The organism is Methylophaga sp. OBS4 (genome assembly GCF_026319305.1).
Classification (GTDB): domain Bacteria; phylum Pseudomonadota; class Gammaproteobacteria; order Nitrosococcales; family Methylophagaceae; genus Methylophaga.
The window spans coordinates 23,525-37,502 of the sequence record NZ_JAPDMV010000010.1; the positions used below are offsets into that span (position 1 = coordinate 23,525).

Sequence of the window (13,978 nt, forward strand, 5' to 3'; positions counted from 1 at the left end):
TATGCAGCGTTTTATTTCTGACTATACATCAAATGAGTCCGGGAATTTTGCCCGACGCAGGCGCTTCAATCTGCAATCAATTGCAATGCCTGTTGCAAGTCATTTATCAAATCGTCGACTGATTCCAGCCCCACCGACAGTCGGATCATTGCGCCGCTGATACCGGCCTGTTGTAACTGTTCCGGCGCCATACCATGGTGTGAAGTGGTCACAGGTTGTGTAGCAAGCGTCTCCGCGCCTCCCAGGCTGGGTGCCAAAGCGATCAGGTTTAAATTATCAATCACGGTTGTGGCGGCCACGGTACCGCCTTTCACATTGAAACTGAGCATGCCGCCAAACCCCTGCATCTGTCTGCAGGCAAGCGGATGCCCGGGATCTGTTTCCAAGCCGGGATAAAATACAGTCTCGACCGATGGATGCGCTTGCAGAAAGCGGGCTATTTGCAACGTATTAAAATTATGCCGTTCTATACGCAGCGGCAACGTTATCAGACTGCGTTTCAGTTTGTGGGCAATTTCAGGGGCAATCATCTGCCCCAGGTTTTTGCGCCAGCCATTTACTTTTGTCAGCTCATCCGCACTGCCGGTCAACACCCCCGCCGTCAAATCGCTGTGCCCGCCAAGAAACTTGGTAGCACTCTGCACCGAAAAGTCCGCGCCCAATTGGAGCGGTTTCTGATTAACCGGCGAAGCGAAGGTATTATCGACCGCGACTTTCGCCGGGTATTGATGAACCTTACCTGCAACAGCCTGAATATCGATCACCTGTAAAGTAGGATTGGCCGGCGTTTCAAAAAATACCAGTGACGCCCCCTGCCGCAACGCCTGTTCCAGTGCTGAGTGATCATCGGCAGGCAGAAACAGGCTGTTAACACCGATGCCGGTTAACTGGTTTTGCAGAAGTTCCGCCGTGCCGCCATAAATTTCCCCCAGACAGATAATGCCACCCCCGCCATGTGCCAGAAACAGCGAAGAAATAGCCGCCATACCAGATGAAAACGCCAGCGCGGCTTCAGCTTCATCTAATGCTGCCAAGCGTTGTTCCAGCGACTTGATAGTGGGGTTCATGCCGTAACGGGTATAAAAAGCGCCTGGTTTTTCCCCATTAATCACCGACAATAAAGAAGCCGTATTGTCAAAACGGAAGGTGGTGGTGTCATACAGCGGTGTGAACGGCGACCCGAGCGTATCATGGCCGTTCCCCGCATGAACAGCCAGCGTCATTTGCTGTCTGGAATCAGTCATTTTGCACTCCTTTGTGCTGACGAGTCGTCAATACTGTCGACGATAAAAGGTTAACCTGGCTCTCAGGGCTGCAGGCTTTTCGTCTTCGCTACCGTTGTTGTCTGAAAAAATGTCAATCAAGCCGGGAGGAATGAAGTTTGTGTTCAAAAAGGTGCCGGACGATTTTGTAGTCATTCTAGATAAATGACGAGCAAATCTTCCACATCCTGCTCACGCCCTGGCTTACATCCATGTAGGCCACACAGAAAAGTGCTTTTGCAGACACTCCCGGCGGGCTGGGGCTGTTTTTGCGCCCAGCGTCAAAGTCAATCACTCACTACATCACACTCTTTCCGCCTTGCCGGACACAAAAACAGCCTCCAGCAGTGGTGAATACGAAAGACTAACAGCCCCTAAATTAAGCTTGTCCCTTATTCAAGTCAATGGCAGCCGAACCGTCGTTTCTACCTCTTTTTGAGTAAGCCTTCTTAATAATTGTTGCTATTCGCAAATATGGATTTAATAGCTAGTGTCTTATGACACAAAAATTAAGGAGGTAAGATATGAAATATATTCAAAAAGCCATTGCAGCTGAACAACCGTCTATGGGCATTGAAGGCGTGAATGCTACTCTGGGCGATACTGTTGTATCTGACAGTAAAGATAAAACCTTGTGTGCTGGTTTTTTCCACCTCAACAAAAGTGATAAACCATTGGTTTACACCTATGATTACGAAGAAATGAAGATCGTCGTTGAAGGTGAGTTCATTATTTCTGACGAATCTGGGCAGAAAGTTAATGCCAAAGTTGGTGATGTACTTTACTTTGCTAACGGCGAGACCATTACCTTTGAAACCCCCAGTAAAGCTGTTGGCTTCTTTGTAGGTCAACGCAACCCCCTGTAATCCAAAAAGCAGGCTCATGAAAAATGCCGGTAACGTCATCTGACATTGCCGGCTTTTTTTATTTCTGCTGATGTTTCCAGACAGCTGCTTCCAGGCGGCTGGTCAGGTTCAGTTTTCTTAAAATGTTTTTAATATGAACCTTGACTGTAGTGTCACTGATACCCAGTTTGCGGGCGATGTTTTTGTTGTTCATGCCCTCAGCCAGGCAGTTAAGAATCTCGTTCTCACGTTCGGTCAGGCCGGCATCTGAAACTGATATTTTGGTGTCGGGCTCCATCAGCGCTTTTTTGAGTACCTCAGTCAAACAATCCTGCAGCACCGTCACGCCGACCGAAGCTTTGACGAGATGGTTTCTCAAGTCTTCAGGTTCCATATCTTTGAGTAAGTAACCATCCGCACCGGCTTTGAAGGCGGCCAGCAAGTCTTCTTCTGCATCTGATACGGTTAACATGACATAACGCGCCTGAAGATCGGTCGCTTTAAATCGTCGCAGTGTCTCCAGTCCGTCCATACCTTTCATATTAAGATCGAGCAAGACAAGATCCGGCAACAGCTGTTGGGCCAGTTCCAAACCTTCCTGACCGGATGCAGCCTCACCAACTACCTCAAAATTAGGATCATCAGAAATAATCTGACTGACTCCTTTCCGGAATAAAGGATGATCATCAACTATCATTACTTTTATCGTGTTCTGCATATTAATTCTCAATGTATCTTCGTTATTGTGCCAATTTTGGCATGAATGAGAGACGGACACGAGTACCACCGTACCGCCTTGCCATCACCTCTATATCGCCACCCAGCGTATTGGCGCGTTCTTTCATGATAGCCTGTCCGTGATGGTCATGGGTCGTCGATGCCGGCGTGAACCCCACCCCATCGTCATCTATGGTTAACTCGACTGAACCGTTTTTCTGCAACATCATCAAAATGGAGACATTTTTGGCTCCCGAATGACGCACAATATTCGACAAGGCCTCTCTGACCACATGCAGAATGTGAAACTCTTCATTCACCGTCAGACGACAATTTACCAGCCTGTTATCTAATGTAATGGTTAACGGTGACCGTTGCGAAAACTCATCGATAGTCGCCTGAATCGCATAACCCAGTCCACGCAAATCCATATGCACACGAAAAGTCGTTAATAATTCGCGCAATTCGCGATAGGCATTGTCCAGTCCTTCACGTAGCTCGCTTACCACAGCCATCTGTTTTTCGTCATTATTTTTCGATTGCAGCCGCGCTACCTGAATTTTCATAAATGATAGCGATTGCGCCAGTGAGTCATGTAATTCACGGGCGATAGCGGCCCGCTCCTCCAGCACTGCCAGCCGTCTGCCTTCTTCGTCATGGCCTTGAAATTTGGCGACCATGCCCAACAATCTGGCGGTAATTTCAAGTACTTTAATCTCAGAGTCTTCCAGAAAGCGTCCCTGTTCCATTTCCACCAACAATACACCGATACCGTTACTGACGCCGGAGAATGTCACACCCAGACAACCGATTCGCTCATCATCTGCGTTGGTGTATTCATATGTTGCCACGCCTACCATCAGCAACTCATCAAAGATCTCGTCTGTCAAGCTTTGGGGTTTATGGTGTGAAAATATGATTCTTTCCGTCGAAATAACGGCCGCATCGTCAGTATAAATAAGTGCTGCATTGGTAAACCCCAATGCTCTTTCGAGAGCATAAAGCATTTTCAGCATGGTTCTCTCGCTGAGCACATTTTCACTCACCGTCTCAATAAAGCGCAGTATAAAATCCTGGGCCCGAATCAGCACCCGCACGTGCTCACTGGTTCGATGCGCCCAGGTCACCTCTGATTCGAAGCCTTCCAATTGCGCCGTCAGTTCCGAAACACGATGTTCCAAGGTCGCAAATTCATCGACAGCGGCACGGTGACTAGCATCACCTGACTTAATATTGATGAAAGACGTGAGATTATCAAGACGCTCCACAAGCAAGCGGCGCCCGCCTATCACAATGGCCAAAATACAACTGAACACAAAGATCAGGCTGATAGCCTGTAATAAACCGATAATGGATCGTTTGGCTTCATTGTCCCGGTGCAAAGCTTTATCCAACTCGTCATAGGATTCCGCCACTCTCTCGGCCATGCGCAATTGCGCGGTGACTCTGACGTTGAATTTGGCAACATCGGAAAAATTCTGCTGTTCCCGCTCAACTTTTCGTACCGCTGCCAGCACCTCGGGATTATCCTGCCGCAACATCCACAATACCTCAGGATCTGCGGTATCGAGGTAATGCTGCTGCATGTCTTTTAATGTCGCATCGGCCGCTTCCAACTTGATGGCTTTCATATAGGAAAGTTGGCGGTGCCAATAAACCTTCTGGCTGCTAATCTTATCTATGGCTGACTGGCTGGACGGGATATAATCTAATAAAAAAATAGTACCCGATTGCATCAGCAAAACGGTGAGCGTAATACAAAACAGCAACAGCATCAGCTTGGCATAAAGCGTCCGTCGACTAAAACTGCCGATTAAGGCTGATATTTGTTTCAGTTTTGTTACCATCAGTTTTTGTTGTCTCCCAACACAAACCCATCAAAGAAGGTTTTTGTTATGAGTTTATTTTTATTTTGCCTGGTCATGCTCAGCGCCATTTTCACTCTGGTGTTTGGCTTCTGGTGGGACAGTAGCGCACCATTCAAAGTCCACCTTTCTGTGCTCGCGTCCTTACTTGCGATGTTACTCTCAGCCATACTAATCATTAATATTTACCCCAAAATTCAACGTCGCAGCGCAGTCACGGCAAAAGACAAACACCTGGACAATGTGATGTGGGGACAAGATATTTCCAGTAAATTATCAACACCGGCCGCAGTTATCGAAGGGTACAACATCAAATTTGCCAACAATGCCTTTCTCAAAGAATTGGGAATGAGCGGCATGCGGGAGTTTATCACTGAGATGCCGCTGACCAATCTGGTTCACCCCAGTAATCACAACGCTTTGGCCAATTTCATCAGCCAGCAGCATGACCTGCAGAGCAATGAGACTATCACACTGAGAATGCTTTATGCTGATGGTACGACAATCCCGGTTCATATGTCATTATCCCCGCTGAATGCTACCGAACAACCCAATCAGTATTTACTCCAGTTTTCACTGACATCCAGTTCTGAACCTGCAACCAGCTCTGTCTCAGAGGAGCTTACCTACCATCTGCTTATAGACCGGATCGAGCAAATTGTTTTCCAAATCAATGTTGATCAGGAACTTATTTTTCTCAATCCATCCTGGCAGCGCCTGCTGGATTACAGCACCGAAGAAAGTCTGAATAAAACACTGTTTTCATTCATTCACCCTGAGGATCAACCCCTGGCCGAATCCAGACTTAACGCTTTGACTGAAGGCAAGCGCCAACAGTGTCAATTCGAACTGCGTCTGATTGCCAAAAACGGCCGTTCCCTGTGGGTAGAGTTACGGGCTTCAACCACCTCGACCCTGAAAGGCGAACGTACCAGCATTATGGGTACATTGACCGATATCAGCCGCATGAAACAGACTGAAGCTGGCTTAAAAGCCAATGCCCGCTCCACCACCGATATGATCATGACCAATATCCCATGTATGTTGTATCGCTGTAAAAATGATCGTAACTGGACTTTTGACTTTGTCAGTGAAGGCTGTCTGGAAGTCACAGAATATCAGCCTTATGAAATCACCAACTCCCTCAACTTTAATTATATGCAATTAATCTACCCTGAGGATCAACCCAGAGTCTGGGAACATGTCCAAAATCAGATCAATAAACAACGCAGCTTCCAGCTTGTTTATCGCATTCTCACCAGAAGCAACAAAATCAAATGGGTAATGGAACGGGGCAAGGGTATTTTCTCTGGTAGTGATGAATTGCTGACACTGGAAGGAGTCATTATCGATATCACCAGTGATAATTTCCATGAACTCATGTACGGTCTGGAGCAAATAATAGAATCGCCTTGTCCCTATCCTCAACCATAAAAAAGGAGCCACAGCTCTCAGAGTGTGGCTCCTTTTTAAGCTCAAATATTTAGAAAGAGCGCGTCACATAACCAATAAACTGGCTATCACCACGATTATCGCCATCAACACCCGGCCACCAGTCTTTATCAGCGTTGGTGTCGGTATAGTTCACACCCACTGTCCAGCCTTCAGAACCAGCAAGCGAAAAGTCCTTGCTCACGCCAATCAGGTAGTCGGTGTAATCAAAGTCGCTGTAGTTTTCGACATCCAGGCGACCGATATGTGCTGTCAGATTGAAGTCCATCGGCAGGCCATAATTGAAGTTCAGCTCGTAATACTGAGTGCCTTTACTATCGCCATTAGCGTCAGCGCCCATCGTATTGCTAGTGACACCGCCCCAGTCGGTCAGGGTACGGCTGTATTTGGCAGTGAACCATTTCCAGGTGGCGGCCACATAAGCTTCGGTGGTGTCGAAATCTTCATCGCTCCGGCCATTCAGACCCGGCACTTTCTTATTATCAGGGTAATAGAATTGCAGCAAACCGACATCCACGCCAAAATCATCTGTGAACTGGTGGTAATAACCGCCATAGAAGTCGACTTCGATGCTGTTACCCACGTTAAGGCCTTCTTCCAGAGTGGTTGCCCAGACGCCCGCATACCAGCCGCTGGCATGGGCATAGTCAAATCCGCCCTGCAAAGCAGGATCTTCATCACTGTAGTCAATGCCGCGGAATACGTACGAACTGAACAAACCGACGTTTGAACTAAAGCTGTGCGGTGAGGTTTCTTCGGCATGAATAGCCGTGGTGGCTGTCATAGCGGTACCCGCTATTGCCATTGTTAATAAAAGCTTCTTCATTCTATTTTCCTTTTAGGTTGGTAAAAGTTGTTGCTAAAAATCGCAATAAATATTGCGTCGTTCAGATTGGTTGAATTACTTGGAGTAGACAGCATCAACCACCGTTCAATTAAACAATGTTTCACCAAGTGAAACTTTAACTGCATTTACGCATGACTCATTTTCCCTGTCAACACATTCACTCAGGATGAGTGCCCAATTCGAGCTCTTCGCCATCGTCCAGCGGTGCCAGCCAATCTATCGCCATCTGACGGTAGTTATCCAGTCCTTTGTATTCAGATAAGTCCGGATGCAGGTTTTGCAGCACGCGATGCAAACGTTTGGCCCAACGTGGATAAGTCGCCAAATCTTTAAGGCTGATGAGGTAACCACGGACGCTGAAGGCAATGGCATTACTGCGCGGCAGGCGGAATAGTGCCTGAAGCTCCACACGCAAATGCACTTTTTCAGCCACATTTTCCGGTGTGACTGACATATTGTCCGGCCCCCAAAGCGGGTAATTTTCCGGAGAGGTATCCAGACGCGGGTTAATCGTCATGGTCCAATTCAGGCGACGAACCGGGCTGCCATATTGAAGATGCAGCAAGTATTTCAGGGCACGGTCAAAAATGCCGAGTTCATTGGCTTGCGGAACCGGACCATGCCATTCCTTGAACGACATGCCGGCGTCAAATGCCATAGACCAGTCGGCCTGACTGGTGACCATGCCGGCATCGGCAAATAAATCTTCATCACGCTGGTCCAGCAGAATCCAGTCGCCCTGCACTTGACGGGCGATATATTCAAACGGCTCCATCGGCAGCGTGCCTTCATCACCAAAGGTGAAGGACTGTCCGATGCCCAGTGGTTTGTTGACCCAGTGCCAGTTATCACCGTCTTTACTCAGCTGAAACTGTTCCGGATAGTCAGCCGCCAGTGAATCCATTACCAACTCAACCATGTCCCACTGCGCATCCATCATGTGCGGCAACGCAATATAACGCTCGGAATCTTCTTCCAGCGTAATTTGCCTCTCTGCACATTCGGCGACGTAATGTTCATCTACGTCAATAACATGTTCAAACACCGAACCTGGCTGCGTCGGAGCATGCTGCTCAATGTTGACGCTGTACATATATTCATCTTCGGCAAACGGGAACGGAAAACGACGAATGGCTTCAGGTGAGTTAGAAAAGGTGTAATCATCACGGAAGCTTTCTTGTTTAAATACCATGTTCATTCGTATTTCCTCAGATGTTGAGCACTAAGTGGCTGCATTTAGCACGTGAGACGCAGGGCAGAATTTTGTTTCCTACCGCTTTTTCTGCGTCTGACAGATAATGATCGTTGTGCATCAGTACACCATCACAATCGAGCACTTCCAGCTCACAACGCCCACAGGCACCGCCACGGCACAGGAACGGGGCATCAACACCCGCTTCTTCCATCGCTTCCAGCAGGCTCATATCACCCGGTACTTCCACTTCCATCTCGGTTTGCGCCAGTTTGACGCTGAACGCATCGCCCATCGGCGGGGCTAAGAACTGCTCGCTGTGCACATGGTTTTCCGGCCAACCCAGATTTTTTGCTGTTATCAACAGCGATTTGACCATGGGCTCCGGGCCACACACATAGACATGGGTGCCTAAAGGCTGATGGCCGAGCAGATCGTTAAAATCCACAAGCTGGCCTTCTTGTTCGACATAAAAATGCACCCGGTCACCACACATCTCTTCCAGTTGTCCTCTGAAAGCCGCATGCTCATTGGAACGATAGGCGTAGTGCATTTCATAATCGCAGCCGAGCCGGTTCAAGTCCGCGATCTGGGACATAAACGGTGTAATACCGATACCACCTGCAACCAGAATATGTCTGCGTCCCAGCTTAGAGATGGCAAACAGATTGACCGGATAGGTGATTTGCAGCCGTGAACCCGGCTTCACCTTGTCGTGCATGAACACCGAACCACCGCGGGATTGGTCCTGGCGGCGCACTGAAATATGATAACTATCCGTATTCGCAGGCGATCCCATCAGTGAATAAGGATTCCGATGAATACGACCATTGATATTCATTGCCACCACCACATGACTGCCACCGGAAAACCGCGGCAAGGGTTCGCCGTTTTCCTGTACCAGCGTGAAGTGCTTCACGAACTCGGTTACTTGTTCAACATCGGTTACTTTTACATTCAAAATACTCATGGGTAGAGCTCCTCACTTGCCGGAATCTTGCCGGGTTCTTCCGCATCAATCATCACGCCCATATAGGCGCCGAGACGTCTGGAAAAATGATCCCGAACAAACAGGTGCCGGCCGCACCCGCTACAAGGATGGATACTGTGATGCACATCCTCGTCAATAGTCTTGCAATGTACGCAGTAAACTGAGCGTGCCAGCGTACCGCAGAGTTCTTTTTCAACATTGACGTCTTGCACGCCATAGGGTTTAAGTGTCTGCATCACCGACCAGATAAATGCTTCAGTACCGGCGACATAAAATTGTGTGCCCATTAAACAGTCAGGTAGTTGCTCCTTGAGCGCTGCCAACACCGCCTGTTTAGAATCACAAATCTGCAATCCTTCTGGGACCAGCGTTGAAACAATATCAGCGTACTTTTTCGAAGCCGATGCATTATCGGCAAACAACAACTTGATTGGCTCACGGGGATACATTTGCTGAAACAACTTCAGCACGGCAATACCACCCTCCCCCTGTGCTATCACTACATGGCCGGTCGCCTGATGACGCCAGACCAATGAGTCATAAAAGGGTTTACTTCTTATCCAATATCCTCGTTCCATATTTGTTATCTCATCTTGTTCGTACAGCCAGCACCCTGCCATTGGCAGGGTTGCAAGCAGTACGAGAGTTAATCTTGTTACTCTGGATGAGTACGCAGACGCATGGGGTCATAAAACGGTGTTTTCACCACATGCGCTTCTACCGGTGTTTCACCGCTAATCACTACCTGAGTGCCCAGTTGTGAAAACTCGGGCTTGACATGCACCATAGCCAGAGATTTCATCAGATAACGGCTATAGCAGGCACTGGTAACCACACCGATTTCTCTACCGTCTTTGATGATTCTGGCACCTGCTTCAACCGCTTCACTGCTCTGACATTCCAGTCCCACCTGTTTGAATCGTTCACGTCCGCGTAACTTGAGCAGCGCTTCCTTACCGATGTAGTTGCCTGGTTTATCCAGATCAACACACCAGCCCAAATTCACCTCCCAAGGGGTGGTATCGCCTTCGGGCATGTCATAGGGGTAAAACAATAACGCTGCTTCTACGCGGGTCAAATCCAGAGAGTCCCAAGAAGCTGCCATCACACCATAAGGGTGGCCTTTTTCCAGAATGCTGTCCCAAAGATGAATTGCATCATCGGCGTGACAATAGACTTCATAGCCGCGTTCTCCTGAATAGCCGCCACGGGCGATCTTTACATCACAGCCGAATAGTTTGGTTTCGATATGTTTAAAATAAGGCAGTTTGGCCAGATCAATAGCCATATGGGGCGGGTCCAGCGCATCAGCAGATCTAAGGACATCAATAGATCTGGGGCCCTGCAATGACAGAATATGGACATCCATATCCTGTTCAATTGTCACATCCATACCTTCAGCCAGACGGGCCAAAGTCTGCTGCGTCGCACCGCTGCCATGTGACAGGCGATATTGCTCTTTGCCATCACATATCACCATGATGTCGTCGACCAGCGCCCCTTTTTCATTTACTTGTGCTGCCAGTCTTGACGTGCCCGGTTCAAGGTTGCTGACATCAATCGCAACAAGCTGATCAAGTACAGTCAACGCAGCCGGACCGGAAACGTTGACAATGTTGAGTGCAGAAATATCATAAAGCCCGGCCCTGGTTCTGACTGCAATCACTTCATCATACGGGTTTGTATGGTAACGCCAGGGAATCGGCATATTGTTCCAGGTTTCGCCGTCCAGCTTGCAACCCAATTCCTGATGTCTGATATTTAAGATTGAATTGCGTATGGTACCTGATTCAGGTGTCAAGGCATTTAAGCTTGAATTTCCCATAATGAGTGACTCCGGTGTAATGAAAATGTAATCGTATGGAAAAACATATCGAAATCAGGATCGCTCCGAAATTCTCACGATGGAGTACTCCCTTTAGAGTAAGCAGGGATTAAGCAGATCTCAGCGCTATCAGAATCAGAAAAATTGCAGCAATCGGAAGGCATAGGTCAGCAGGGATTCACCGACACCTTTATCTCATTAAGAACATCAGGAGATGCAACACTAGACCAAGTTAATCCATGCCAAAGCCTAAGGACTGTTGCTGTTTCGTAATTCACCACTGCCGAAGCTGTGGGCTGTGCCTGAAAAACCACTTTTCTGCGTGGCCTACTTGGATGTAGGTCAGAGGCGTGAGCAGATGCGGAAGCTTTGCCCGTTATTTATTTAAAATGACTACAAAAATGTCTGGACAAGCAATGTTCCAGACATTGCTTTTGCATACACTCCATCCATGGCGATAAACGTTTTTGAGCACAAGCCCCCAAGGGTGCAAGATACAACGATGTATCTTGCAAACTTCATTGTTCGTGCTTGATTGACTTTTTTTCAGAAAACAACAATAAGGAAGTCGAAAGACCAACAGCCCCTGATACTGAACAAACTCAGTGCTTGCTCAGCCGTTTCAGGGATTGGATCATTTCTAGCACAACCTGGGCCGCTTCGGCACCCTTTATTGTCATCCTGTCGATGGCTTGTTGCTCGTTTTCGGTGGTCAGAATTGCATTGGCAACAGGAATGCCAGTGTTAATTTGAATGTCGGAAACACATCGTGCCGACTCGTTAGCAACGATTTCAAAGTGATAGGTTTCACCCCGTACGATGCAACCGAGGGCAATAAGCCCGTCATATGCGCCTGTTAATGCCATTTCATTAAGCATCAATGGCGATTCAAGTGCGCCCGGCACGGTCATGATATCAATATCGGCTTCCGCCACCTGGCTCTGCCGCAACTGTTCAAGACACGCATTCAGCAAACCTTCGCCGATATGCGGGTTGAAGCGGGACTGGACAATACCGATCCGCAAACCGGCACCGTTAGTCGTTGTTCTGGTCACTGATTTTTCAAAATCCGTTGCCATATCACATCCTTTATCAAGTCAAAACGCAGGCAGGCAAAACTGTTTTTGTTAACAGCTATACCCGGGATACCTGCCTGCACTTTAACCAACCTGTCAACTCAGTGACAGATTATTGTCAAGTCCTGCTTATTCAAAGTGTGTACGCAGTTCTTCTTCAATATCAAAGATATCGCCAACAATACCGTATTTGGCAATGGTGAAGATCGACGCACCCGGATCGGTGTTAACCGCCACAATCGTAGGCACGTGTTTCATGCCGGCCATATGCTGAATCGAACCGGAAATGCCCATTGCAACATACAATTTACACGAGCCCACCACTTTGCCTGATTGACCCACCTGACGTGATTTCGGCAACCAGCCAGAATCAGCAATCGGACGGGAGCAACATAAAGTAGCACCTGCCATATCTGCCAGTTCGCGGAATTGATCAACATTATCTTCATCGGCAATACCACGGCCAATAGACATAATGAAGTCAACCGTCGTGATATCAATGTCACCCGCACCTTCGGGCTCAACATAACGCAGGTTTTGGCTGCGGCTGCTCAGATTGTTCATCTCTAATATGTTCACTGTCGGCGTTGCCGCCTCTTCTACAGGCTTAAACACACTCGCGCGAACTGTCAGTAATACGCAATCCTTACCGGGGAAATCAACTTCTACATAGACTTTTTCATTATACGCGGCACGTGTAACCACCAGCTCATCACCATCGTAAGTCAGTCCGAACACATCGCTTGCAAAACCATAGTTACCTTTGCGCGCCAGAGTCGGTGCATAGCCCAGACTGTCTACAGAATGCGGCATCAACACCACGGCAGGAGTATAGGTTTCCATCAGCGAGCTTACTGCTGCTTCATGAATATCAGAATCAAAATCTTCCGAAGGTGTTTTAACAGCGACAACTTCATCTACACCGCTGAGTGACAATTGATCGACATAAGACTCTGAGTTCTGACCAATAATGGCCACAACCACCTTGTCATCCGCCTGACGAATATCTTGTGCTGCGGTAATCACCTCAAGTGAGATGGGACGCAATTCATTTTGGCGACTTTCCGCCACGACCAGAATAGTTTTCATCTTTATTCCCCCTTGAATTCTCTTATAATTTCAGCCAGTTTGGCCGCCTGTTCAGCTGGTGTGCCTTCAATCATCGTCGCCATACCTTTTTCAGGGATATACATACGTCTGACATGTGAAAAAGCCGCATCAGCGCCAACTTCTTCAGCGCTAAGTCCCAAATCACTGAGTGAGACCTCCTGAATCGGCTTAGCAGCCGCCTGTTTGATGCCACGCAGAGAGGCATACCGTGGCGTGTTGATACCCAGTTGAATTGTTAATACCGCAGGACAGGTGATTTCAACTTCCTGGGTCAGTCCGCCTTCCAACTCACGACTGACAGTCGCTTTACTGTTGCCCGGTGTGTAATCAAGTCCGGCAACAACGGCAGCATGCGGCCAATTAAGGTAGGACGCAGTGGCAATGCCGGTAGCAGAATTAGCTTCATCTGAAGACTGGACACCGGCAAAAACCATATCTGGTTTTTCAGATTCAGCCACAGCCGCCAGAATGCGTCCGATAGTAATGGTGTCGGAGCCTTCCATTTCATCACTCCAGACCCGGATGGCTCTGTCTGCGCCTTTGGCAAGACATTTACGCAGACTTTCGTCTACGCGATCCGGTCCCACTGAAACCACAACAACCTCGACTTCGGTATCGGAGCTTTCCTTGATACTCATTGCCTCTTCGAGTGAGAAATCATCCCATTCATTAAGGTCATAGAGGAGGAAGTCCTCATCAACATCAAGTTGGTCGTCACGAATTTCAAAGTCATCATCCAGAGCGGCGACTTCTTTGACTGCAACTAAAATTTTCATACTATTTTCTCCTAATTTGC

General features: G+C 48.1%; 13 protein-coding genes. 2 read left to right on the plus strand and 11 right to left on the minus strand.

Annotated features, from left to right (window positions below):
- Positions 1-65 precede the first annotated feature (65 nt).
- Entirely contained in the window at positions 66-1,244 is a 1,179-nt protein-coding gene (locus OMP95_RS04315; protein ID WP_266326317.1) for a trans-sulfuration enzyme family protein, read from the minus strand.
- A gap of 542 nt (positions 1,245-1,786) precedes the next feature.
- Here OMP95_RS04315 and OMP95_RS04320 point away from each other — a divergent pair.
- Positions 1,787-2,128: a cupin domain-containing protein gene (locus tag OMP95_RS04320; protein ID WP_266326319.1), complete on the plus strand. Its 342-nt coding sequence runs from the start codon at positions 1,787-1,789 to the stop codon at positions 2,126-2,128.
- 58 nt (positions 2,129-2,186) lie between these two features.
- On the opposite strand, the gene narL is transcribed toward OMP95_RS04320, so the two are convergent.
- Entirely contained in the window at positions 2,187-2,825 is a 639-nt protein-coding gene (gene narL / locus OMP95_RS04325; protein WP_266326321.1) for a two-component system response regulator NarL, read from the minus strand.
- A gap of 22 nt (positions 2,826-2,847) precedes the next feature.
- Positions 2,848-4,671, minus strand: coding sequence for a histidine kinase (locus OMP95_RS04330; RefSeq protein ID WP_266326323.1), 1,824 nt, complete (start codon positions 4,669-4,671; stop codon positions 2,848-2,850).
- Positions 4,672-4,719: 48 nt separating this feature from the next.
- On the opposite strand from OMP95_RS04330, the gene OMP95_RS04335 reads away from it, so the two are divergent.
- Positions 4,720-6,123: a PAS domain-containing protein gene (locus OMP95_RS04335; protein ID WP_266326325.1), complete on the plus strand. Its 1,404-nt coding sequence runs from the start codon at positions 4,720-4,722 to the stop codon at positions 6,121-6,123.
- Between the two features lie 49 nt (positions 6,124-6,172).
- On the opposite strand, the gene OMP95_RS04340 is transcribed toward OMP95_RS04335, so the two are convergent.
- From OMP95_RS04340 to OMP95_RS04375, 8 genes are all read right to left on the minus strand, one after another.
- Positions 6,173-6,967: a TorF family putative porin gene (locus OMP95_RS04340; RefSeq protein WP_266326327.1), complete on the minus strand. Its 795-nt coding sequence runs from the start codon at positions 6,965-6,967 to the stop codon at positions 6,173-6,175.
- A gap of 178 nt (positions 6,968-7,145) precedes the next feature.
- Entirely contained in the window at positions 7,146-8,186 is a 1,041-nt protein-coding gene (locus tag OMP95_RS04345; protein WP_266326330.1) for a heme-dependent oxidative N-demethylase family protein, read from the minus strand.
- 10 nt (positions 8,187-8,196) lie between these two features.
- Complete coding sequence (locus tag OMP95_RS04350) at positions 8,197-9,150, minus strand: PDR/VanB family oxidoreductase (protein ID WP_266326332.1); 954 nt, start codon at positions 9,148-9,150, stop codon at positions 8,197-8,199.
- Positions 9,147-9,749, minus strand: coding sequence for a dimethylamine monooxygenase subunit DmmA family protein (locus OMP95_RS04355; RefSeq protein WP_266326334.1), 603 nt, complete (start codon positions 9,747-9,749; stop codon positions 9,147-9,149). Before OMP95_RS04355 ends, OMP95_RS04350 begins: the two co-directional genes overlap by 4 nt.
- Before the next feature lie 77 nt (positions 9,750-9,826).
- The gene (locus OMP95_RS04360; RefSeq protein ID WP_266326336.1) at positions 9,827-10,996 is read right to left on the minus strand and encodes an aminomethyltransferase family protein; all 1,170 of its coding nucleotides are present in this window, start codon (positions 10,994-10,996) and stop codon (positions 9,827-9,829) included.
- Between the two features lie 602 nt (positions 10,997-11,598).
- On the minus strand, positions 11,599-12,075 hold the full coding sequence (gene ribH, locus OMP95_RS04365; RefSeq protein WP_266326338.1) for a 6,7-dimethyl-8-ribityllumazine synthase: 477 nt from the start codon (positions 12,073-12,075) through the stop codon (positions 11,599-11,601).
- 126 nt (positions 12,076-12,201) lie between these two features.
- A complete protein-coding gene (locus tag OMP95_RS04370; RefSeq protein WP_266326340.1) occupies positions 12,202-13,161 on the minus strand; it encodes an electron transfer flavoprotein subunit alpha/FixB family protein in 960 nt (319 codons plus the stop codon).
- A gap of 2 nt (positions 13,162-13,163) precedes the next feature.
- Positions 13,164-13,958 carry an electron transfer flavoprotein subunit beta/FixA family protein gene (locus OMP95_RS04375; RefSeq protein ID WP_266326342.1) on the minus strand — a complete coding sequence of 265 codons (795 nt, stop codon included), beginning with the start codon at positions 13,956-13,958 and terminating at the stop codon, positions 13,164-13,166.
- Positions 13,959-13,978 lie beyond the last annotated feature (20 nt).